The sequence below is a fragment of the uncultured Streptomyces sp. genome (genome assembly GCF_947488945.1).
In the GTDB taxonomy this organism is placed as follows: domain Bacteria; phylum Actinomycetota; class Actinomycetes; order Streptomycetales; family Streptomycetaceae; genus Streptomyces.
Genome location: NZ_CANLBS010000001.1, coordinates 230,269 through 250,899, shown reverse-complemented (window position 1 = coordinate 250,899; position 20,631 = coordinate 230,269). Strand labels below are relative to the sequence as shown.

Sequence of the window (20,631 nt, the reverse complement as noted above, 5' to 3'; positions counted from 1 at the left end):
GCCCTGACGGGGGTTCAGGAACCGGTGGGTTCGCCGGGCATCCGGTACCAACGGGCCGCACCGGTGGGCCGGTGGTTGCCCCGGTCCCGCCAACGGGCGATCAGGGGCGCCACGAGCGAGGTCGCAGAGAGGGCGGTGCCCGCCACCATGGCCACGCCGATCACGAAGAGGCCGCTGTCGTCGTCCGACCAGTCGTAGAAGGACGCCGCGGCCAGTCCGGCGGTGGTGCCCAGCACCGCGGCCACCACACGGCCCCGGGACGCCGACGCGTAGACCGCGGCCAGCAGGGTCAGTACGAGCCCGGCCACCTGCCAGGGGGCGTACGGGCCGGTCGTCGAGCCGTCGGCGTGCAGGTCGCGCTGCTGGTCCCAGCCCAGCCAGACCGCCCAGGCGGCGAGGGCGGCGCCCGTCGGCATGAGAGAAGCGGTCAGGCGGAAGAGGGAGTTCTCGGATTCGGTTCGCATGCCCCCAGCCTCGCGGCCCCTCCGTCCGCCCGGCAGGGCCCGGATACTCAGGTCCGCCCGAGTATCCGCACGCTCCGTCAGGGGTCCGGCGCGAGGGGAGCCGACGGGCCGCCGGTGCTTCCGGGTGCGACTCGGAGGCACAACCGGGTCTGGCGTGACGTGTGTTCACCCCGCTAGGTTCACCGCGAACGCTGTGAATCCAGGGGAGGCTGTATGCGCAAGGCGCTCAGAGGTGTGCTGTCGCTCGCGATGCTCATAGGCGCGGTCGGGGCGACGGGGACCTCGGCAGGGGCGGCCACCGCCGCGATCCCCGCCGTCGAGCAGGCCGGCGGGACCACGTCCGCCGCGAACGCGAGCACCGAGGACATCAAGGACCGGATCCTGGCCATCCCGGGAATGAGCCTGATCGAGGAGAAGCCGGTCTCCGGATACCGCTTCTTCGTCCTCGAATACACCCAGCCGATCGACCACCGCAAGCCGTCCAGGGGCACCTTCCAGCAGCGGATCACCCTGCTGCACAAGGACACCTCGCGGCCCACGGTCTTCTACACCGGCGGCTACAACGTCTCCACCAGCGCCGGCCGGAGCGAGCCGACCCGGATCGTCGACGGCAACCAGGTCTCGCTGGAGTACCGCTTCTTCACCCCCTCCCGCCCGGAGCCCGCCGACTGGTCGAAGCTCGACATCTGGCAGGCCGCGAGCGACCAGCACCGCGTGTTCACCGCGCTGAAGAAGATCTACGACCGCAACTGGCTCTCCACCGGCGGCTCCAAGGGCGGCATGACGGCCACCTACTACGAGCGGTTCTACCCGAAGGACATGGACGGCGTGGTCGCCTACGTCGCCCCCAACGACGTGTGGAACAAGGAGGACTCGGCCTACGACCGGTTCTTCGCGAAGGTCGGCACGAAGGACTGCCGGGACCGGCTCAACGGAGTGCAGCGCGAGGCGCTGATCCGCCGCGCGCCGCTGGAGGCGAAGTACGAGGCGTACGCGGCCGAGAACGGCTACACCTTCACCACCGTCGGCTCGCTCGACCGGGCCTACGAGGCCGTGGTGATGGACTACGTCTGGGCGTTCTGGCAGTACAGCAAGGTCGCCGACTGCGCGGCGCTGCCGGCCGACGCCGAGGCCGCCACCGACCAGGAGATCTGGGACTCGGTCGACGGCATCTCCGGCTTCTCCGCCTACGCCGACCAAGGACTTGAGCGGTACACGCCGTACTACTACCAGGCCGGTACCCAGCTCGGCTCGCCCGACATCAAGCAGCCCTGGCTCGGCGACCTCAGCCGCTACGGCTACCAGCCTCCGCGCAACTTCGTGCCCCGGTCCATCCCGATGACCTTCCAGCCGTTCGCCATGCTGGACGTGGACACCTGGGTCACCCACCACGCCGACCGCATGATGTACGTCTACGGCGAGAACGACCCGTGGGGCGCCGAGCGCTTCCGGATCGGCAAGGGCGCCCGCGACTCCTACGTCTACACCGCGCCCGGCGCCAACCACGGTGCCAACGTCGCCGGTCTCGTCGCGGACGAGAGCGCCGAGGCGACCGCCACCATCCTGCGCTGGGCGGGCGTCGCCCCGGCCGCCGTCGCGGCCGACCCGGCCAAGGCCAAGGCCCTGGCCCCGTACGACAAGCGCCTGGACAAGCAGGACGCCCAGCTCAACCGCGAGCGCACCTTGCGCCCGTGACCTGACGCCGCCGACGGGCCCCGGCCCCTCGTCGCGTACGGCTCGGCCCGTGCCCGCCGGCTCCGCACCCGGAGCCGGCGGGCACGGGCGTGTGGGGCCCGCACGATATCCGGGTGCCCGGCCCGACCGCGGTGCGGCATGCTGAGCCGGTGTACGAGAGTCATATGACCGTACTGTGCGACGGAAGAGAACTGCGCAGGCTGGAGCGATGGGCGGCACTCCAGGACGGAGTGAAGTTCACCCACATCGCGCTGGCACGCGGGCGTACTGTCTCGCAGCCGATGCTCACCCTGCGCGGAGCCACGCCGTCCTACGGTGAACAACGCACGGCCGTGCGCGCGTTCGCGGCGGCGTTGGCGGGGGCCGGGTTCGCGGTGTCACGGGTCAAGATCGAGTGTGCGCCCTGGTCGGCCGAGGTGCCGCAGCGGTGCGAGGAGGTCCCGGCGGCGTTCGCAGAGACCGGTGGTGACGGCGGGCGGCACTTCGAACACCACGTGAAGCTGCTGCTCGACGTGGACCAGGACCGCGAGGAGCTGGCGGCCGTGGCCGTACGGCACGGGGCCCACGTTTCGTGGAACGCGCGCCGGCGGCGGCCCGACGGGCGGGAGGAGCGGTTCGTCACGCAGCGATGCCACGGCGTGGGCGCCGAACGGGCGGGGCGGGAACTGGACGCCCTCCTCGCGGATCTGGCGCACTACGAAGTGATCGAGGTGGAGCGGGAGTACGTGCTGCTGGACAGCGGTCCGGCACTGGACGAGGGGTGGTTGGAGACGTCGTGAACACGGAACACCGGCCGGCAGAGGGTGTGGCGGACGGTCAGGCGCGGGTGCTCGGTCTGCCGGTCGGCAGATCGGCCCTCCCGGCGACGATGTTGCGGGTGAGGGACGCCGCGGCGGTCCAGAAGGCGGTGTTCGACCCGGCGCTCAAGCAGTTCCCCGACGCCTTCCGCGCCTCCGACCCGGTTTTCCCCACCCCGGAGGAGACCCGGGCGTGGCAGACCGCGCGGGCGTCCGCGCTGGCCGCCGTACGCGACGGGGTGGCAGCGTCGCCGTGGGCACAGGCGCTGGTGCTGCGCGGCAGCGTGCTGATGGCCCTGTGGTTCGGCGACCGAGCCCGGGAACCGGGTGACCTGGACTTCGTGGTGGTGCCGGACAGCTGGCGGATGGAGGAGGAGCGCACCGCCGAGCTGCTGGCCGGGGTCGCGGCGGCAGCGGGTGAGTGGTCGGCGGGGCTCACCGAGGGCGTGCGGATCGACCCCGCCGGGGCGGTGTGCGAGGACATCTGGACGTACGAACGGGTGCCGGGCCGTCGCATGATGCTGCCCTGGACCTCCCCCGACTCCCCGGGCGGCTGGATCCAACTGGACTTCGTCTTCGGGGAGTCGCTTCCGCAGCCTCCCGAGCGGGTCGGCCTGCCCACCGGCGGCACCCTCCACGGGGCCACCCCCGCGCTCTCGCTTGCCTGGAAGGTGATGTGGGTGGTCAACGACATGTACGCGCAGGGCAAGGACCTGTACGACGCGGTGCTGCTGGCCGAGCGGTGCGCCCTGCCGAACGCGCTGCTCCAGGAGGTGTTCCGGTCGGGCGGCGAACCGGCCGCCCCCGGACGGTGGCGGCTGCTCGGCAGGGACCTGGACGAGGCGCTGCACCACGTCGAGTGGCGGCACTTCGCCGACGAGTACCCGGAGTTCACCGGGCGCGAGCAGGAGTTCGTCGATCGCTTGCGGACGGCGCTCGCGCCGACCTTCGCGGACGACCCGGCGGACGAGGAGGTATGAAACCGGCTCGTCGGTTTTTATGCCTCACTCGCACGAGTGTCACTCGATGGTGTGATCACGCGAAATCCCCATTCCCTTCACATCGCCGTTTCGTACCCTTGACCCAGGGTTAACGCGCCCGGATCTCGCGCCTGTTAGCGTCTGTGAATGTGCAGGGGAGTCGGGGGAGGGGGCGGATGTGCGCGGTACGACGGCACGCTTCGTGATCTCGGTCCTGACGGTCCTGCTGTTCGCCCTGCATCTGCCAACCCCCGCCACCCTTGCGCCGATCGCCGCTTCCGCCGCGGCCACGCCCGCCGCCGCCCCCGACGCGCCCGCCGCCCATCCGCACGAGGCGGCCGGGGACGAGTCCGTCACCTGCGGGACCGCCGGGCGCCCCGGCGACCCGAACAGCCTGCTGCGCCCGGACCGGCACCGGGCCGCCGCGGGGGCCACACCCAAGGAGCCCGCCCGCGCCGCCGGGGTGCACGTCGACCGGGTCCTCTACCCGCCGGCCGCGGTCGCCCCGCCGGGTCACGCGCACGGGGTGCCCAGATCCGCCGCCGGCCCGGACGCGGCCGCGCTCCAGGTGTTCCGCTGCTGATCCGCTCCGCGGCCGCCCCGACGATCCCCCACGCCCCGTCCGCACGCCCGCGTGCGCCGACCAGAGGGCCATGTCGTCGTGGGCCGCCGCCCCGGTTCACGTATGCAACCGACGCGCCGCCGAGCGGCACGCCAGGAGGAATCACTGATGCAGCCCCTCATCGACCACGCCCGCTCTTTCGGCGCACAGTCCGCGGAGCGCTCCGAGGAGTTCGCCCGACTGGCCGACGGCCAGTCCCCCCAGGTCCTGTTCATCACCTGCTCCGACTCGCGGGTCGTTCCCGCCCTGATCACCGGCGCCCGCCCCGGAGAACTCTTCGAGCTGCGGACCGCCGGAAACGTCGTCCCGCCGTACGCCTCCCGTCCCACCGGGGAGGCCGCCACGATCGAATACGCGCTGGAGGTGCTCGGCGTCCGCGACGTGGTGGTCTGCGGCCACTCGCACTGCGGTGCCGTCGGAGCGCTGGTGCGCGACGAGGACCTGACGGCCGTGCCCGCCGTCCGCGACTGGCTCGCCCACGCCACGACCCGTCCCGAGGGCGCCGCCGACGACCCTGCGGTGGCCGAGGCGGTGCAGAACCACGTGCTGACGCAGTTGCTGCGCCTGCGTTCCTACCCCGGCGTCGCCGAACGGCTGGCGGCGGACCGGTTGCGGCTGCGCGGCTGGTTCTACGAGGTCCACACCGGGACCGTCCTCGCCCACGACGCGGCCACCGACACCTTCCGCGGGCTGTGAGGCCGGCCATGAGGATCAGGACCGCCTTCCCTCACCTGCGCCAGGACTTCACCGCCTCCGTCGTCGTCTTCCTGGTCGCCCTCCCGCTGTGTGTCGGTGTCGCCGTCGCCTCCGGCGTACCGGCCGAACTCGGCCTGATCACCGGCATCGTCGGCGGCATCGTGACGGGCCTGATGCGCGGCAGCAGCCTCCAGGTCTCCGGCCCCGCGGCCGGACTGACCGTGCTGGTCTTCGAGGCCGTGCGGTCCTTCGGGGTGGCCGCCCTCGGAGTGATCGTGCTCGCCACCGGGGTGCTGCAACTCGCCATGGGCGCCCTGAAGCTGGGGCGCTGGTTCCGCGCCATCTCGGTCTCCGTCGTCGAGGGCATGCTGGCCGGCATCGGACTGGTCCTGGTCGCCGGACAGCTGTACGCGGCGGCCGGCCTGGAGGCCCCCGCCTCCGGGACCGACAAGATCACCGGACTTCCCGGGGCGGCTGCCGATGCCATCGGCAGCCCCGCCGCTCTGGCCTCGCTGAGCCTCGGTGCGGGCGCCGTCGTCCTGATGGTGCTCTGGAGGAGGCTGCCGGCCCGGGTACGGGCCGTGCCGGGCGCACTCGCGGCGGTCGCCCTGGCCACCCTCGCGGCACTCGTGTTCGACATGCCGGTCGCCACCGTCGAGGTGAGCGGCCTGTTCGACGCCGTGCAGCTCCCCGGGGCGGACGCCTTCGGCGAACTCCTCGGCCCGGCCATGCTCGGGACCGTGGCGGCCTTCACCCTGATCGCCTCCGCCGAGAGCCTGTTCAGCGCCGCGGCGGTGGACCGGCTGCACGACGGGCCGCGCACCCGCTACGACCAGGAGCTGATGGCGCAGGGAGCCGGAAACACCGTCTGCGGACTGCTCGGCGCGCTGCCGATGACCGCGGTCATCGTGCGCAGCGCCACCAATGTGCAGGCGGGCGCGAAGACCAAGGCGTCGCGGGTGCTGCACGGAGTGTGGCTGCTGCTGTTCGCGGCGCTGCTGCCCGCGGCGCTGGCCCTGATCCCGCTGCCCGCGCTGGCAGGGGTCCTCATCCATGCCGGCGGCAAGCTGATACCGCTGCGCACGATCGTGGCCCTGTGGCGCGAGCACCGGGGCGAGGCGATGGTCCTCGTGGTCACGGCCGTGGCGATCGTGACGGTCAACATGTTCGAAGGGGTCCTGATCGGGCTCGCCCTGGCCGTGGTCAAGACGGCCTGGGACGCCTCGCACATAAGGGTGGAAGTCATGGACAAGGGAGCCGGCCCGATCCAGGTGCACGTCACGGGCAACGCCACGTTCCTCCGGCTGCCGAGGCTCCTCGACAGCCTGGAGGGGCTGCCCCGGGACCGGCCCGTGGAGCTGGATCTGACCGGTCTGCACCACCTGGACCACGCCTGCCGCACGGCGATGGAGAACTGGGCGGAGCGGCACAGCGCGGCCGGGACCGACCCGGTGCGGCTCACCGAACTCCCCTCGGCGAGCGGCGCGTCCGGCTGAGACCGGCCACCGGCCCGGCCCCCGCGCGCCCGGACGCGCGGGGGCCGGGCCGGTGCACGGCGCCCGTCGGTCAGTACGAGAGCCCGTGCCCGACCGGGTACAGCACCGCCGCCGGGTCGTCCGCCCGCGGCACCGGCACCGGCAGCCGCCCGCGCGGGGACGCCTGTCCCGCGATCACCCGCACCGCGGCACGCAGTTCGACGTCGGTCCAGGAGTAGGACGCCAGACTCGCCGCGTACCCCGTGCCCGCCAACCGCGCGATGTCGTACGGATTGCGGATCGCCAGCGTCACGACCGGCACCCCGGTGGCCGCGAGCGCGGAGACCAGGGTCCGCTGCGAGCTGGTCGCCGAGACGTTGTACGTCCCCACGACCACCGCGTCCTTGCCCTCGGCCGCCGCCACCGCAGCGGCGATCTGGGCGGACGTCGGCGCCGTCCCGGTGGACAGCGCGGTCGCCGCGTACCCCAGTTCCCCGAACGCCGCCGCCAGGGTGGTGGTCGGCGGTCCGGTCGTGCCGGAGGGGGAGGCCGGGTCGGCGCCGACCACCAGGATGTTCCGGTGGGAGCGCCGCGAGAGCGGCAGCAGCTTCGCCGGGTCGTCGAGGAGCGTGGTGGTGCGCTCCGCGATGCGGTCGGCGGCGGCGAGGTGGGCCCGCGTCCCCACCGTGCGGTCGACGCCGCGGGCGGTGACGAACGGGTCCCGGAACAGCCCGAGCTTCGACTTCAGCCGCAGGATGCGCAGGATCGATTCGTCGAGCCGGGCCTCCGTCAGCTCCCCGGACCGCACGGCCTCCAGCACCGCGTTCCACGCGACGTCGAGGCTGGGCGGGTTCAGCAACTGGTCGACGCCGGCGTGCAGGGCCAGCACCGGCACCCGGTCGTCGCCGTACTTGGTGCGGACGCCCTCCATGCCCAGCGAGTCGGTCACCACCACACCGTCGTACCCGAGTTCCTCGCGCAGGATGCCGGTGAGGATCGGCCGCGACAGGGTGGCCGGGTCCTCGGACGGGTCGAGCGCGGGGACCACGATGTGCGCGGTCATGATCGAGTCGATGCCCGCCGCGACGGCGGCCCGGAAGGGTGGTGCGTCCAGCTCGCTCCACTGCGCGCGGGTGTGGTGGATGACCGGGAGCCCGGTGTGGCTGTCGGTGCTGGTGTCGCCGTGTCCGGGGAAGTGCTTGGCGGTGGAGGCGATTCTGGCGCTCTGGTACCCCTTCACCTGGGCGGCGACCAGACCGGCGACCGCGTCCGGCTCGGAGCCGAAGGAGCGCACGCCGATGACCGGGTTGGCGGGGTTGACGTTGACGTCCGCGTCCGGCGCGTAGTTCTGGTTGATGCCGAGTGCCGCCAGCTCCGCACCGGCGATCTGCCCGGCGCGGCGGGCGTCCTCCCGGGAACCGCCCGCGCCCAGCGCCATCGCGCCGGGCAGCAGGGTGGCGGGTTCGCCGACGCGGCAGACGATGCCGTGCTCCTGGTCGGTGGAGATCAGCAGCGGCACCCGGGACGGGCCCGCCAGCCCGGCGCGCTGGATGCCGTTGGACAACTCGGCGATCTGCTGCGGGTCACGGGTGTTGTGCGCCCAGGTGAAGTAGATGATCCCGCCGACGTGGTACCGCTCGATCATCTCGGCGGCGGTACGGACCCCGATCTCGGCCAGGTTCAGATCGATGTCGGCCTGGTCGGGGGCGGTCGCGGAGTGGCCGTAGACCCGCATGACGAAGAGCTGGCCGACCTTCTCCTCCAGGCTCATCCGCGCGATGATCCGGCGCAGGCTCCGCTCGGGCGCACCGGCGGACCCGGCGCCCTCGGCGGCCGCCGCGCCGGGGAGGACCGCGCCCCCGGTGGCGACGGCCGCCGCGGCGACCGCGGTGGCGGTGAGGAGAGCGCGTCGGGAGGTGGGGTGATGCACGTGGAGCCCCTTCCGGTAATGAAAGAAACTTTCAAGACGGTACGGATATAGGGAAAGTTACTACCGGTCAAGGGGATGGGCGGGGAAGACCTGCGACACGGGTGGGGCGGTCCTGCGTCACGGATGGTGCGGGTGCGGCGGAGCGCGGGCCGGTGCGGCGCTCCGTGCCCGCGTGCTCCGATGCGCCGCAGGCGGCCCCCCGGCCCTCCCGCGGACGCACCGCCCCCGACACCTCCGGGAGACGCTCTCGGTACCTCCCGCAGCCGCGTCCCGGTACGGCCGCAGACGTTCCCCGTGGCCGCGCCTCGTGCGCACGCCTCGTAAGGGGGCCCCGCCGCCGTACCCGGCGTCCGCGCTCTACTGCTTCGGCGCGCCCAGCCGCAGCAGGTACGCGCGGCCCGCGTCCAGCATGCCCGGCAGGTCGGAGGCCTGCGGGTACCAGCGCTTCTCGTACTCCCAGCAGACCCAGCTCTCCGGGTCCAGCGTGTCCAGGCACGCGGCCAGCGGCAGCACGCCCTCGCCCAGACCCAGCGGCTCGGTGTCCTCGGCGGAGGCGATGTCCTTCACCTGTACGTAGCCCAGGTGCGGGGCCAGGAGGGCGTGGGTGGTCTCCGGCTCCTCACCCGCCAGCCAGGTGTGCATGATGTCCCAGATCGCGCCGATCTGCGCGTGGCCGACCGCCCCGACCACCCGCGCCACGTCCGCGCCCGCCCGGTGCGAGTCGTGGGTCTCCAGCAGGATGCGCACCCCCAGGTCGGCGGCGTGCGGTGCGGCGGCCGCGAGCCGCCGGGCGGCAGCGGCGTCGGCGGCCTCCGGGTCCTGGTCGCCGCCGCCGGGAAACACCCGGACGTAGCTCGCGCCCAGGTCGTGGGCGAGCTGGACCAGCGAGGCGAGCTCGGCCACGACCGCCTCGTCCTCGCCTTCCGCCGCGACCCGGACGTATCCGGCCACGGTCAGGATCTCCACCCCGCCCTTGGCGAACTCCGCGACCACCTCTTCGCGCTCCAGCGCCGTGAGCGCCGGGTGGACGGGCTCCTCGGGATGGGCGCGCAGCTCGACCCCCTGGTAACCGTGGTCGGCGGCGAGCCGTACGACCTCCGCCACCGGCAGGCCCGGTACTCCGAGGGTCGAGAAAGCGAGCTTCACGGCATGTGTCCTTTCGTCGGTACGAGCGGGCCGCACAAGGTGCCCCGGGACGCGCTGATCCGCCCGGTGCCGCGACGCAGCCCTGAGAACCACTGCCCCGTCGGTGCGGAGCGATGCGACGCATCGTGTCAGGAACCCCCGGCGCGCGCCGTACAGCCCTGCGCCCCGTGCCGTACCGCTCCGCGCCCCCGCTCACCCCCTGCGCGGCGGGGCCGTCGACCCCCGCACCATGAGTTCGGCCGCGATGGTGGCCACGCCTCCGGGCGGCGCGGTCTCCGTACCCATGGCGAGCCGGCCCGCCCGCGCCCCCGCCTCGGCCAGGGGCAGCCGCACGGTCGTGAGGGCCGGCGTGGCGTCCACGGAGAACGGCAGGTCGTCGAAGCCCGCCACCGAGATGTCCTCGGGGATGCGCAGGCCCTGTTCCCGCACCGCCGCCGCGGCGCCCAGCGCCACCGTGTCGTTGGCGGCGACGACGGCGGTCACGTCGGGTTCGCGGCGCAGCAGTTCGAGCGTCGCCTCGAATCCGGAGCGCCGGTCGTAGGGGCCGTGCACGGTGAACTGCTCCGCGCCCTCGGACAGTCCGGCGTCCCGCAGCGCCTCCCGGTGGCCTTCCAGCCGGTGCCGCGTCGTGGTGCGTTCGGCGGGCCCCGCCACGTAACCGATCCGCCGGTGCCCCAGGTGGAGCAGGTGTTCGGTGAGCCGCCGGGCGCCGCCCCGGTTGTCGAAGGCGAGGGAGGCGACCAGGGCCTCGCTGTCCGGCAGCGGGGGCCGGCCGCAGAAGACGATGCGGGTGCCGGCGTCGGCGAGCTTCGTCAGCTTCGCGGCCATCGCCGCCTGGTGGTGGCGGTCCTCCAGCGCACCCCCGGTCAGCACCACGGCGGCGGCCCGCTGGCGCTGGAGGAGGGTGAGGTAGTTGAGTTCGCGGGCCGGTGAGCCGCCGGTGTTGCAGACCACCGCGAGCTTCTCGCCGCCCGCGCGTCCGGTGATGCCGGAGCCGCCGATCTCGGCCTGCGCGGCGCCCGCCATGATGCCGAAGAAGGGGTCGGCGATGTCGTTCACCAGGATGCCGACGAGGTCCGACGTGGCGGCGGCGAGCGAACTGGCCGGGCCGTTCAGGACGTAGTCGAGGTCGTCCACCGCGCGCAGAACCCGTTCCCGGGTCGTCGCGGCGACGGGGTAATTGCCGTTCAGTACACGGGACACGGTTGCGGGGGACACCCGGGCGCGAGCCGCCACGTCCGCCAGGGTGACTGTCATCGCTCTCCTTCCGAGGAGTAATCGATCCGTGGCCCCCTCTTGTCCGGGCCGCTGTCGGCAGGCTAGCGTCACCAGCGATAGAAAGCGCTTGCTACGGCACCGGCCGCGGCAGTACGGAGGGGAATTCTCGTGACACGCAGGACAGTGCGCATCGCCATGAACGGCGTGACGGGTCGCATGGGATACCGGCAGCACCTGGCGCGCTCGATCCTCGCGATCCGCGAGCAGGGCGGCCTCGACCTCGGCGACGGCGACGTGCTGTGGCCCGAACCGGTCCTCATCGGCCGCCGCGCCCACGCTCTGGAGGAGCTCGCCGCCCGCCACGGTCTGACCGAGTGGTCGACCGACCTGGACGCGGTGCTCGCGGACGACACCATCGACATCTACTTCGACGCCCAGGTCACCTCGGCCCGCGTCGAGGCGATCAAGAAGGCCGTCGCGGCCGGCAAGCACATCTACACCGAGAAGCCCACCGCTACGGACGTGGAGGGCGCCCTGGAGCTGGCCCGCCTCGCCCGGGACGCCGGCATCAAGCACGGTGTAGTGCAGGACAAGATCTTCCTGCCGGGCCTGCTGAAGCTGAAGCGCCTCATCGACGGCGGCTTCTTCGGCGACATCCTGTCCGTGCGCGGCGAGTTCGGCTACTGGGTCTTCGAGGGCGACTGGCAGGAAGCGCAGCGCCCCTCCTGGAACTACCGAGCCGAGGACGGCGGCGGCATCGTCGTCGACATGTTCCCGCACTGGGAGTACGTCCTGCACGAGCTGTTCGGCAAGGTCAACACCGTCCAGGCGCACGTCCAGACGCACATCCCGCAGCGCTGGGACGAGAACGGCAAGCCCTACCAGGCCACCGCCGACGACGCCGCGTACGGGATCTTCGAGCTGGAGGGCGGCGCCGTCGCCCAGATCAACTCGTCCTGGACCGTCCGCGTCAACCGCGACGAACTGGTCGAGTTCCAGGTCGACGGAACGCACGGCTCCGCCGTGGCCGGCCTGCGCAACTGCCGGGTCCAGCACCGCTCGGCCACCCCCAAGCCCGTCTGGAACCCGGACCTCCCGGTCACCGAGTCCTTCCGCGACCAGTGGCAGGAAGTCCCGGACAACGCCGAGTTCGACAACGGCTTCAAGGCGCAGTGGGAGCTCTTCCTGCGCCACGTCGTTCTGGACGAGCCGTACACCTGGGACCTGATGGCCGGCGCCCGCGGTGTCCAGCTCGCCGAACTCGGCCTGAAGTCCTCCGCCGAGGGCCGCCGCTTCGACGTCCCGGAGCTGACCCTGTGACGATCCTCCTGCCGCAGGGGCCGTACGAGCCCCGCACCGAACCGCTCGCGCTGCCGCCCGGCGGCGCCCGGCTCGCCTCCCGCACCGTGTTCTCCGCCGCGCACGTGGTCGCCGACCCGTTCGCCGACATCAGCCCCGATGAACCGGCGGCCGTGGACTGGGACGCGACGCTCGCGTTCCGCCGCCACCTCTGGTCGCACGGCCTCGGCGTCGCCGAGGCCATGGACACCGCCCAGCGCGGCATGGGCCTGGACTGGGCGGGGGCCGCCGAGCTGATCCGCCGTTCCGCGGCCGAGGCCAAGGCCGTCGGCGGCGCGATCGCCTGCGGCGTCGGCACCGACCAGCTCACCGGCCCGGCCACCCTGGCCGAGGTCCGCGCCGCGTACGAGGAGCAGCTCGCGCTCGTCGAGGGGAGCGGCGCGCAGGCCATCCTGATGGCCTCCCGCGCCCTCGCCGCCGCGGCGCGGGGCCCCGAGGACTACGCCGAGTTGTACGCCCACCTGCTCCGGCAGGCGTCGGAGCCGGTCGTCCTGCACTGGCTCGGCCCGATGTTCGACCCGGCGCTGGAAGGTTACTGGGGCTCGTCCGACCTGGACGTCGCCACCGACACCTTCTTGAAGATCATCGCCGAGCACCCGGACAAGGTCGACGGCATCAAGATCTCGCTGCTCGACGCGGCCCGCGAGATCGACGTACGGCGGCGGCTGCCCTCGGGCGTCCGCTGCTACACCGGTGACGACTTCAACTACCCGGAGCTGATCGCCGGCGACGACCGGGGCTTCAGCCACGCGCTGCTCGGCATCTTCGACCCGCTCGGCCCGCTGGCCGCGCACGCGGTCCGCGTCCTCGACACCGGCGACGTGCAGGGATTCCGCGACCTGCTCGACCCCACGGTCGAGCTGTCCCGCCACCTGTTCCGCACGCCCACCCGCTTCTACAAGACGGGCGTGGTGTTCCTCGCCTGGCTGGCCGGCCACCAGGACCACTTCACCATGGTCGGCGGCCTTCAGTCCGCCCGCTCGCTGCCGCACCTGGCGAAGGCGTACGAACTCGCGGACCGCCTGGGCCTGTTCCCCGATCCGGAACTCGCCGCGAGCCGCATGCGCGCCCTGCTCACCGTCCAGGGAGGAACCCGATGAGCGGTGACCTGAGCCGTCTGTCCATCAACCAGGAGACCGTGAAGCAGTGGTCCCTGGAGGAGCTCGCCGAGGGCTGCGTCAAGGCCGGAGTCCGGCAGGCCGGTCTGTGGCGGGCGCCCGTCCAGGAGTACGGCGTCGAGCGCGCCGCCCGGCTCTTCGCCGACGCCGGGATCACCGTCACCAGCCTCTGCCGGGGCGGCTTCTTCACCGCCGTCGACCCGGCCGAGCGCGCCGCCGCCCTGGCGGACAACCGGGCGGCGATCGACGAGGCGGCGGGCCTGTCCACCGCCACCCTGGTCCTCGTCTCCGGAGGACTGCCCGCCCGGGACCGTGACATCGCGGGCGCCCGCGAGCGCGTCGCGGACTCCCTCGCGGAGCTGGTCCCGTACGCCGCCGAGCGCGGGGTGCGGCTCGCCATCGAACCGCTGCACCCGATGTTCGCCTCGGACCGCTGCGTGGTCTCCACGCTGTCCCAGGCGCTCGACATCGCCGAGCGGTTCCCGGCCGAGCAGGTCGGTGTCTGCGTCGACACGTACCACATCTGGTGGGACGACCAGGCCCCCGCGCAGATCGCCCGCGCCGGAGCCGGCGGCCGTATCCACGCGTTCCAACTGGCCGACTGGATCACCCCGCTCCCGGCGGGCGTCCTGCTGGGCCGGGGCCAGCTCGGCGACGGCAGCGTGGACTTCCGGTCCTTCCGGGCGATGGTCGAGGCCACCGGCTACGACGGCCCGATCGAGGTCGAGATCTTCAACGAGGAGCTCTGGGCCCGCGACGGCGGCGAGGCACTGGCCGAGGTGGCCGCGCGCTACCTCGAACACGCCTGCTGAGACACCCCGCGACGATCGAAGGTAAAGAGATCGTCAAGGGATGCAACCCTTGAGGGTCCTGCCCTGTCACACACTGCGTCGGGACTTCCGGGGAGGGGTCCGGGGGGAACGGGAAGACCCGACGGAGGGGGAGAGCGAGCGGGGTCCGGCCGCAGTGTCGGGCCCCCTTCCGCTTCTTCGCACGAGACGTCCCGCCGACGGAGGGGGCCGGCGGGGCGTCTCGCGTGCGGGGCGCGGGAGCGCGGCGACGCGGGAGCGGATCTCTGCCCGCGTACGCGGGATTCCTGAGCCCCGGAGCGGGCCCGATCTCGTAAACTCGGTCGACTCCGGCCCGCCGCCTCCCTCCCACCGGACGGAACCCCACCCATGTACGTCTCCCGCGTGTACGTCGAGAACATCAAGTCGTTCCACGGTCCGCGCGTCGTAGACCTGACCCTGACCCGCCCGGACGGCTCCCACGCCGGCTGGACGGTCCTCGCGGGGCGGAACGGCTCGGGAAAGACGACGCTGCTCCGGGCGCTGGCCCTTGCGCTCAGCGGCCCGGTCGCGGCGCGGGGCTTGGTCCAGGGCTTCGAGAACTGGATGTCGCGCGGTGCCGCCGTAGGCACGGCGCAGGCGAAAATCGTCCGGGACGCGACCTCCGACAAGTTCACCGCGTCCGGGCGCACGCAGACCAACTTCTGGGCGGGCCTGCGCTGGACGGCGCCGGCCGAGGGGAGGAGCAGCCGCAAGAGCGCCCAGCCGGCGTTGGAGGGCATCAGGCAGAACCCCAACACCACCAGCGCAACCCCCGCACAGCGCGGCCCCTGGGCGGACAACCCCGTCGGCTGGTTCTGCGCGGCGTACGGCCCGTTCCGGCGCATGGCCGGAGGCTCGGGCGAGGTGCAGCGCCTGATGCTGGCCTCGGGGCCGGTGGCACGGCAGGCGAGCCTCTTCCACGAGGACGCCTCGCTGGCGGAGGGCGTCGCCTGGCTGATCGAGCAGCACCTGAGAGCGCTCGAAGGCCGGGAAGGAGCCGCGGCGCTCAAGCGGGCCGCGCTGTCGGTCCTGGGCCACGGCCTGCTGCCTGACGGCTACCGGGTGGAGGACGTCGACTCGGAAGGGCTCTGGGTCACCCGCGACGGCCACCGGTTCCCCCTGCGGGAGATGAGCGACGGGTTCCGTACGGTGGCCGCCCTCGTGGTCGACCTGCTCAAGCAGATCCACGACGCTTTCGGCGACGACGCGTTCACCGGGAAGGACGGCGAAGCCGGCCCGAGTCCCCTCCAGGTGCCGGGCGTCGTGATCATCGACGAGATCGACGCGCACCTGCACGTCTCCTGGCAGCGTCGTATCGGGCCCTGGCTGACCGAGCACTTCCCCCACATCCAGTTCATCGTGACGACCCACAGCCCGTACATCTGCCAGGCGGCCGACCCCGGTGGCCTGATCCGCCTGCCGGGCGTGGAGGAGGACGCCGCGCCCGAGGTCGTGTCCGAGGACCTGTACGAGCGGGTCGTCTACGGCAGCGGTGACGACGCGGTCCTCTCCGACCTCTTCGGCCTGGACACCCCGTACTCCGAGCAGGCCGAGCACGCCCGCGCCGAACTGGTCGCGCTGGAATCGCGGGTGTACGGGGGCGACACCTCACCCGGGACGGTCGAGCGCTACAAGAAGCTCAAGGACCGGCTCACCAGCTCCCCGACCGCGCGGGTGCACGAGGTGTCCGCCCATCTCCACCGCATCGCCGAGGAGATGGACGGGGCCCCGGACGCAGAGGGCGGCGGGACGGAGTGATCCGACTCGAACGGGTTCCGCTGTCGTCAATGACGGCGGCCCGGCTCACGGCGTACACCGAGCAGATCGAGGCTGCCCCGGACGCTGACCGCAAGGCCGCAGCCGCGGGGCTCTGGGCCCACAGCACCGTCCGCCGCCGGGTACGCGACGGCCTGCTGACCGCTCTCGCGGACATGGCCCCCGGCCACCAGCGCTGCATGTACTGCGGCGACAGCCAGGGCACGGACATCGACCACTTCGAGCCCAAGAGCCTCGCCCCGCTGCGTACCTTCGAGTGGCTCAACCACTTGCTGGCCTGCGCCCACTGCAACAGCAACCAGAAACGGAACCGCTTCCCCCGGTCCGACGAGGACGGCAGCCCGCTGCTTCTCGATCCCACGCTCCAGGATCCGCTGGACCACCTGCGGCTGGTTCTGCCGGTCGGTACGTACCGGGGGCTGACGCCCCGGGGCGAGGCGTGCATAGCCGTGTTCGGACTCAACGCGCGAGGCGTCCTCGTAGAGGGGCGCAGAACGGCTTACGAGACCGCCAAGGAGTCGGTGGAGTTGTGGCGCATCGCCACCGACCGGGGACAGCGCGACAAAGCCGCGAAGATCGTCAGGGTGGCCTGGAACCGACCGCTGGCCGACGTGCTGGCGGCGATGTTCCACCAGGCCGAGCATCCCGCCGCGGACCTGCTGTTCATCGGCGAGGAAGAGACCCTGCGCCTGCTGCGGAACTCCGATCTGCGAGCCGCGTTCCTGTCCCGTTCCTGAGGCCGCCCCGACGGGCCCTGCCCCGGGAGGGGTTGACCCACCGGGGCGGCGGACGGTCAGGCGGAGAGACGGCCGTCCTTGACCGCGGTGACGAACGACGACCAGCCTTCGGCGGAGAAGACCACGGCCGGGCCGGCCGGGACCTTGCTGTCGCGTACGGGGACGGTGGCATGGCCGCGGGCGACTTCCAGGCACTCGCCATTGGCCCCGCCGCTGTAGGTGGACTTGCGCCACCCGCTCCAAGCCGAACTGTCAGCGATGGCGGGCTTGGTGCTGTGCATGGTCGTGTTCCTCCGCGATGGCCCTGACGAGCGCCACCGACTCCCGATGTGGAGCTGCGTCGCTCAGAGCGAGATTGTAGGACGTGTGGCACGCCTCTACCAGCGTCGGGTCATCGATCAAACGCCCGGTGCGAAGTCCTTCTACGTAGGCCAGAGGCGCCGCGTCCGCGAAATTGAGAAGATAGAGCATGCCTTCCAGAAGTGCGTGCGCACCGGATGCGAGGGTCAGCACATGGAGGCGTAGACGGCCAGAATCAGCCATCTCTGCCAGCTTGAGCAGTTGCTCCGCCATCACCTGCCGTCCGCCGACACAACGCCTGAGCGCCGCCTCGTCGAGAAGCGTCCACACCACCGGAGTAGACGGCCGGTCGAGCAACTGGCCTCGCTTGGCGCGGCTGACAATCAGGTCGTCAAGTTCTTCCGCGTGATAGTTCGGACGGTATGCCTGGAACACTGCGCGCGAGTACTCCTTGGTCTGGAGCATTCCAGGGATGAGCGACGCGCCGTATTGGCGGATCTCCGTAGCTTCTTTCTCCAGCTCCGCGACTTTCGCGAAATAGTGAGCGAACGCGGGATCCAGATCCTGCAACCACCGCGCGAAGAACCCGTCGGTTCCAAGTGCCCGGTCGATCCGCTGGGCATCCTCCGGGTTCGGCAGCCGGCGCCCCGCCTCATAGTGGCTGACGAGGGTCGGCGAGCAGACGACCGTCTCGCTCAGGGCCTCCTGCGTCAGCCCTGCCGCGATGCGCCGCAACCGCAGTTCCTCGCCGTACTTCTCTCTGGGCGTGCGCGGCCCCGGCTTCGTTCCCATGCGCTCCAACTCCCCGTCTTGACGGACCCGCTGTCATCCCCGACCCCCTGGCAGCGTAGCCATCCACGACCTCAGGCTGTGAGGAGATCGCTACGGAAAGCATCCGTTCGTGGATGCCGTCACGAGGAGAGCACCGCCCATGAGAGAGCTGATCCGCGTATCGCCCGGCCGGGAGGCAGTCGCATGACCGAGGACATCGCGGCACGGGCCGGTCACTACCGTCTGCTGCCGTGGACGGGGGAGGAGGGCAAGCCCTGTTACGTACTCACCGACGGGACGGGCCCGGTGTCGCGCGTCGCCGACGCCTTCGAGAGCGTCCAGTTGGGCATGGCGGAGCACCTGCTGGATCATGCCGACGACTTGCTGGACGAGGACAGCGGCATCGGACCGGTCGAGCTGCACTTCCTGGCCAGTCGGCTCACCGAGTCCCTGCGGCTGGTGAAGCGGATCGCGGAGAGCAGGAGCCGGCGGGCGATGCGGCCGGCCGGGGGCACCGCGGACCTCTGAGCGGCCCCGCCACCGCACCCCCGTCGACTGGCCCCCGTCAGACCCTCTCGTCCGCCCCCACCCCGAACGCCTCCCGTGCCCGCTCCACCAGTGCCTCCGCCGCCGGGTTGTGCCTCGCCCGCCACACCAGGGCCAGCAGGGCGGGTTCTTCGGCGTCGGTGAGAGGGCGGGCGGTGAGGTGGTCGCGGTAGTGGCGGGCCATCGACTCGCTGAGCACCGCCGCGCCCAGCCCCCGGACCGCGAGGGCCGCGATCGCGTCGGCCGCGCCCGCCTCCACGGCGATGCGGGGGCGGAGGTCGCGTACCGCGCACGCCCGGTCGAAGACCGCCCGCAGGCCGGTGCCCGGAGGCATGCAGATCACCGGGTGGGCGGAGAGGTCGTCCAGGGTCACGTGCGGGAGCCGGGCCAGCGGGTGCCCGTGCGGGACGGCGACGACCAGGCGCTCGCTGACGATCGTCAGCGAGTCCAGCCCTTCGGGTGTGGTCGAGGCCGCACCGATGAGGGCCAGGTCGACCGCGCCGGACCGTACGTCGTCCGCCAGGCGGGTCGAGTCGTCCTCCCGCAGGGCGAGTTCGACGCCGGGGTGCGCCGCGTGGAAGGCGGCGAGCGCGTCGAACCACGGCGTGATGGTGCAGCCGGCGACCATCCCGACCGTCAGCCGGCCCTGCACGAGACCGGTCACGTCGGTCACCGCGCGGCCGACCGAACCGGCGGCGGCGAGCACCGAGCGGGCGTGGGCGAGAGCGGCCTCGCCCGCAGACGTGAGGGCCACGACCCGCGTCGACCGGTCGAAGAGGTTCGCGCCGAGCTCGCGCTCCAGTCGGCGGATCTGCGCGCTGACGCCGGACTGGCTGATCCGCACGCGTTCGGCCGCGCGGGTGAAGTTGCGCTCCTCGGCGACGGCGACGAAATATTCGAGCTGCCGTAGTTCCATGACTCCTGATTCTAGTTCCCATCCCGAGCATCTGTTGGACTTCTGATGACGGGCGGCGCAGGCTGGTCGGTGCAGAGAGGCGGACGACCCGGCCCGCGCCGGGAGCGGCGCGCGCCCCCCACCCATGGAGGACTTCATGACGGAGTACGACGCGTACGAGAAGTACGAGAAGGCACTGGCGCCGGAGGACATCACCCGTCTGTTCGTCGAGCGGTCCAACGCCGGTGACGCCGCCGGGGTGGCCGCGCTCTACGAGGAGGACGCCGTGCTGGCGTTCCCGCCGGGCGAACAGACCGTCGGCCGGGAGGCTATCCGCGTGCTGTGGGAGAAGGTGCTCGCCGGCGGTCCCCGGTTCGAGCCGGAGGTACCGCTGCCCACGCTGATCAGCGGGGACCTCGCCCTCACCTCCACCCCGCCGAAGGACGGTTCCGGGGCCCGTGCCCAGGTGGTGCGGCGGCAGGCCGACGGAAGCTGGCTCCGCGTGCTCGACCAGCCGGAGTTCGCCCCGCCGAAGAGCTGAGAGCTGACGGTGGCGGAGGCGTACCGGCGGCCCGGCGGCCCGGCGGTCCGGCGACACGATCGGGCCGCCCGGTGCGAGGGCCCGGATCAGTCGAACAGGTCGACCAGCCCGTTGACCCAGATCGCCGCGGCCGCCACCACCAGCACCAGGCATCCCACGAAACCCAGTGCCTCAGCGGGCGTGTTCTCCGTCACCGCGGACCCCTCCGGCCCCGCCGCCGCGAGCGTGTCCCAGTCGACCGACCGGCCCAGACGCTTCTCCGCAGCAGTCCGCAGCGACGCCAACCGGGCCTCCGCGAAGGGGGAGTGGGCCGCCGACTCCTGCCCCCGCCAGCCGATCGCCCGCATCCGGCGCACCGGGTCCGGGTGCCGCTCCTCGAACGCCGCCGTCTCGCGCGGGTCGCTGTCCTCCTCCAGGTAGGCCCACCGGCCCGCCTCGGCGGGCTCCCCGAAAAGCCGGTAGACCTCGGCCAGCCGACGCCGTACCCCGCGGTCCTGCGGGTACGACGAGACGAGTCCGCGCAGACGTTGGCGGGCTACCGGGAGCCGCCCGGCGGCGAGGTCCGTGTCGACGCGCTCCAGCGTCCGTGCAAGTGCCATGCGCACATCATCGGGCGGGGTGGGCCCGGGGCGGTAGCGGTTTACCCCCGGACCGCCACGCCCCGGACCGCCATGCCCCGGCCCACCCCGCCCCCGGGAGCCCACCGCCCGGCCTCCTGTCAGCGGCGCCCGATAC

Annotated in this window: 21 protein-coding genes; 13 read left to right on the top strand and 8 right to left on the bottom strand. The window is 72.4% G+C overall.

The window, feature by feature from the left end; translation table 11 throughout:
- Nucleotides 1–14: 14 nt before the first annotated feature.
- Nucleotides 15–464, bottom strand: coding sequence for a hypothetical protein (locus tag Q0994_RS01015; RefSeq protein ID WP_299527628.1), 450 nt, complete (start codon nucleotides 462–464; stop codon nucleotides 15–17).
- 213 nt (nucleotides 465–677) lie between these two features.
- Here Q0994_RS01015 and Q0994_RS01010 point away from each other — a divergent pair, with 213 nt between their 5' ends.
- The 6 genes from Q0994_RS01010 (at nucleotide 678) to Q0994_RS00985 (ending at nucleotide 6,750) form a co-directional block, all read left to right on the top strand.
- Nucleotides 678–2,159 carry a S28 family serine protease gene (locus Q0994_RS01010; protein WP_299527626.1) on the top strand — a complete coding sequence of 494 codons (1,482 nt, stop codon included), beginning with the start codon at nucleotides 678–680 and terminating at the stop codon, nucleotides 2,157–2,159.
- Between the two features lie 164 nt (nucleotides 2,160–2,323).
- The gene (locus Q0994_RS01005) at nucleotides 2,324–2,938 is read left to right on the top strand and encodes a hypothetical protein (protein ID WP_299527624.1); all 615 of its coding nucleotides are present in this window, start codon (nucleotides 2,324–2,326) and stop codon (nucleotides 2,936–2,938) included.
- Nucleotides 2,935–3,936, top strand: a complete 1,002-nt coding sequence (locus tag Q0994_RS01000; protein WP_299527622.1) for a nucleotidyl transferase AbiEii/AbiGii toxin family protein — start codon at nucleotides 2,935–2,937, stop codon at nucleotides 3,934–3,936. The genes Q0994_RS01005 and Q0994_RS01000 overlap by 4 nt, the downstream gene beginning before the upstream one ends.
- 178 nt (nucleotides 3,937–4,114) lie before the next feature.
- Nucleotides 4,115–4,519, top strand: coding sequence for a hypothetical protein (locus Q0994_RS00995; RefSeq protein ID WP_299527620.1), 405 nt, complete (start codon nucleotides 4,115–4,117; stop codon nucleotides 4,517–4,519).
- Between the two features lie 147 nt (nucleotides 4,520–4,666).
- Nucleotides 4,667–5,254, top strand: coding sequence for a carbonic anhydrase (locus Q0994_RS00990; RefSeq protein WP_299527618.1), 588 nt, complete (start codon nucleotides 4,667–4,669; stop codon nucleotides 5,252–5,254).
- An 8-nt stretch (nucleotides 5,255–5,262) separates the two neighbouring features.
- Nucleotides 5,263–6,750, top strand: coding sequence for a SulP family inorganic anion transporter (locus Q0994_RS00985; RefSeq protein WP_299527616.1), 1,488 nt, complete (start codon nucleotides 5,263–5,265; stop codon nucleotides 6,748–6,750).
- A 70-nt stretch (nucleotides 6,751–6,820) separates the two neighbouring features.
- Here Q0994_RS00985 and Q0994_RS00980 read toward each other — a convergent pair whose 3' ends face one another.
- The 3 genes from Q0994_RS00980 to Q0994_RS00970 all read right to left on the bottom strand — a co-directional run bounded on the left by Q0994_RS00980 (nucleotide 6,821) and on the right by Q0994_RS00970 (nucleotide 11,062).
- Nucleotides 6,821–8,659, bottom strand: coding sequence for a glycoside hydrolase family 3 protein (locus Q0994_RS00980; protein ID WP_299527614.1), 1,839 nt, complete (start codon nucleotides 8,657–8,659; stop codon nucleotides 6,821–6,823).
- A 357-nt stretch (nucleotides 8,660–9,016) separates the two neighbouring features.
- On the bottom strand, nucleotides 9,017–9,805 hold the full coding sequence (locus Q0994_RS00975) for a sugar phosphate isomerase/epimerase (RefSeq protein WP_299527612.1): 789 nt from the start codon (nucleotides 9,803–9,805) through the stop codon (nucleotides 9,017–9,019).
- Between the two features lie 192 nt (nucleotides 9,806–9,997).
- Nucleotides 9,998–11,062, bottom strand: coding sequence for a LacI family DNA-binding transcriptional regulator (locus Q0994_RS00970; RefSeq protein ID WP_299527610.1), 1,065 nt, complete (start codon nucleotides 11,060–11,062; stop codon nucleotides 9,998–10,000).
- 129 nt (nucleotides 11,063–11,191) lie between these two features.
- Here Q0994_RS00970 and Q0994_RS00965 point away from each other — a divergent pair, with 129 nt between their 5' ends.
- The 5 genes from Q0994_RS00965 to Q0994_RS00945 all read left to right on the top strand — a co-directional run bounded on the left by Q0994_RS00965 (nucleotide 11,192) and on the right by Q0994_RS00945 (nucleotide 16,843).
- Nucleotides 11,192–12,343, top strand: coding sequence for a Gfo/Idh/MocA family protein (locus Q0994_RS00965; RefSeq protein ID WP_299527608.1), 1,152 nt, complete (start codon nucleotides 11,192–11,194; stop codon nucleotides 12,341–12,343).
- Nucleotides 12,340–13,482 carry a dihydrodipicolinate synthase family protein gene (locus tag Q0994_RS00960; protein ID WP_299527606.1) on the top strand — a complete coding sequence of 381 codons (1,143 nt, stop codon included), beginning with the start codon at nucleotides 12,340–12,342 and terminating at the stop codon, nucleotides 13,480–13,482. The genes Q0994_RS00965 and Q0994_RS00960 overlap by 4 nt, the downstream gene beginning before the upstream one ends.
- On the top strand, nucleotides 13,479–14,312 hold the full coding sequence (locus Q0994_RS00955) for a sugar phosphate isomerase/epimerase (RefSeq protein ID WP_299527604.1): 834 nt from the start codon (nucleotides 13,479–13,481) through the stop codon (nucleotides 14,310–14,312). The genes Q0994_RS00960 and Q0994_RS00955 overlap by 4 nt, the downstream gene beginning before the upstream one ends.
- A 366-nt stretch (nucleotides 14,313–14,678) precedes the next feature.
- A complete protein-coding gene (locus tag Q0994_RS00950) occupies nucleotides 14,679–16,088 on the top strand; it encodes an ATP-binding protein (protein ID WP_299527602.1) in 1,410 nt (469 codons plus the stop codon).
- Between the two features lie 29 nt (nucleotides 16,089–16,117).
- Nucleotides 16,118–16,843 carry an HNH endonuclease gene (locus Q0994_RS00945; protein ID WP_299527600.1) on the top strand — a complete coding sequence of 242 codons (726 nt, stop codon included), beginning with the start codon at nucleotides 16,118–16,120 and terminating at the stop codon, nucleotides 16,841–16,843.
- A gap of 56 nt (nucleotides 16,844–16,899) precedes the next feature.
- Here the strand turns inward: Q0994_RS00945 and Q0994_RS00940 are convergent, their stop codons facing one another.
- Complete coding sequence (locus Q0994_RS00940) at nucleotides 16,900–17,124, bottom strand: DUF397 domain-containing protein (RefSeq protein WP_299527598.1); 225 nt, start codon at nucleotides 17,122–17,124, stop codon at nucleotides 16,900–16,902.
- Nucleotides 17,096–17,935 carry a helix-turn-helix transcriptional regulator gene (locus tag Q0994_RS00935; protein ID WP_299527596.1) on the bottom strand — a complete coding sequence of 280 codons (840 nt, stop codon included), beginning with the start codon at nucleotides 17,933–17,935 and terminating at the stop codon, nucleotides 17,096–17,098. The genes Q0994_RS00940 and Q0994_RS00935 overlap by 29 nt, the downstream gene beginning before the upstream one ends.
- Before the next feature lie 183 nt (nucleotides 17,936–18,118).
- Between Q0994_RS00935 and Q0994_RS00930 the strand changes: the two genes are divergently transcribed.
- Nucleotides 18,119–18,442 (top strand): hypothetical protein, encoded by a 324-nt coding sequence (locus Q0994_RS00930; protein ID WP_299527594.1) that lies wholly within the window; start codon nucleotides 18,119–18,121, stop codon nucleotides 18,440–18,442.
- Nucleotides 18,443–18,479: 37 nt separating this feature from the next.
- Here the strand turns inward: Q0994_RS00930 and Q0994_RS00925 are convergent, their stop codons facing one another.
- On the bottom strand, nucleotides 18,480–19,376 hold the full coding sequence (locus Q0994_RS00925; protein ID WP_299527592.1) for a LysR family transcriptional regulator: 897 nt from the start codon (nucleotides 19,374–19,376) through the stop codon (nucleotides 18,480–18,482).
- Between the two features lie 136 nt (nucleotides 19,377–19,512).
- On the opposite strand from Q0994_RS00925, the gene Q0994_RS00920 reads away from it, so the two are divergent.
- Nucleotides 19,513–19,896, top strand: a complete 384-nt coding sequence (locus Q0994_RS00920) for a nuclear transport factor 2 family protein (RefSeq protein WP_299527590.1) — start codon at nucleotides 19,513–19,515, stop codon at nucleotides 19,894–19,896.
- 86 nt (nucleotides 19,897–19,982) lie between these two features.
- Here Q0994_RS00920 and Q0994_RS00915 read toward each other — a convergent pair whose 3' ends face one another.
- Nucleotides 19,983–20,495, bottom strand: a complete 513-nt coding sequence (locus Q0994_RS00915; protein WP_299527588.1) for a DUF6584 family protein — start codon at nucleotides 20,493–20,495, stop codon at nucleotides 19,983–19,985.
- Nucleotides 20,496–20,631: the final 136 nt, after the last annotated feature.

Excerpts from the sequence above, each read along its gene's own strand:
- Q0994_RS01015 (WP_299527628.1), bottom strand. The coding sequence starts at position 464 with ATGCGAACCGAATCCGAGAACTCCCTCTTCCGCCTGACCGCTTCTCTC.
- Q0994_RS01010 (WP_299527626.1), top strand. The coding sequence starts at position 678 with ATGCGCAAGGCGCTCAGAGGTGTGCTGTCGCTCGCGATGCTCATAGGC.
- Q0994_RS01005 (WP_299527624.1), top strand. The coding sequence starts at position 2,324 with ATGACCGTACTGTGCGACGGAAGAGAACTGCGCAGGCTGGAGCGATGG.
- Q0994_RS00990 (WP_299527618.1), top strand. The coding sequence starts at position 4,667 with ATGCAGCCCCTCATCGACCACGCCCGCTCTTTCGGCGCACAGTCCGCG.
- Q0994_RS00985 (WP_299527616.1), top strand. The coding sequence starts at position 5,263 with ATGAGGATCAGGACCGCCTTCCCTCACCTGCGCCAGGACTTCACCGCC.
- Q0994_RS00970 (WP_299527610.1), bottom strand. The coding sequence starts at position 11,062 with ATGACAGTCACCCTGGCGGACGTGGCGGCTCGCGCCCGGGTGTCCCCC.
- Q0994_RS00955 (WP_299527604.1), top strand. The coding sequence starts at position 13,479 with ATGAGCGGTGACCTGAGCCGTCTGTCCATCAACCAGGAGACCGTGAAG.
- Q0994_RS00950 (WP_299527602.1), top strand. The coding sequence starts at position 14,679 with ATGTACGTCTCCCGCGTGTACGTCGAGAACATCAAGTCGTTCCACGGT.
- Q0994_RS00945 (WP_299527600.1), top strand. The coding sequence starts at position 16,118 with ATGACGGCGGCCCGGCTCACGGCGTACACCGAGCAGATCGAGGCTGCC.
- Q0994_RS00940 (WP_299527598.1), bottom strand. The coding sequence starts at position 17,124 with ATGCACAGCACCAAGCCCGCCATCGCTGACAGTTCGGCTTGGAGCGGG.
- Q0994_RS00935 (WP_299527596.1), bottom strand. The coding sequence starts at position 17,935 with ATGGGAACGAAGCCGGGGCCGCGCACGCCCAGAGAGAAGTACGGCGAG.
- Q0994_RS00930 (WP_299527594.1), top strand. The coding sequence starts at position 18,119 with ATGACCGAGGACATCGCGGCACGGGCCGGTCACTACCGTCTGCTGCCG.
- Q0994_RS00925 (WP_299527592.1), bottom strand. The coding sequence starts at position 19,376 with ATGGAACTACGGCAGCTCGAATATTTCGTCGCCGTCGCCGAGGAGCGC.
- Q0994_RS00920 (WP_299527590.1), top strand. The coding sequence starts at position 19,513 with ATGACGGAGTACGACGCGTACGAGAAGTACGAGAAGGCACTGGCGCCG.
- Q0994_RS00915 (WP_299527588.1), bottom strand. The coding sequence starts at position 20,495 with ATGGCACTTGCACGGACGCTGGAGCGCGTCGACACGGACCTCGCCGCC.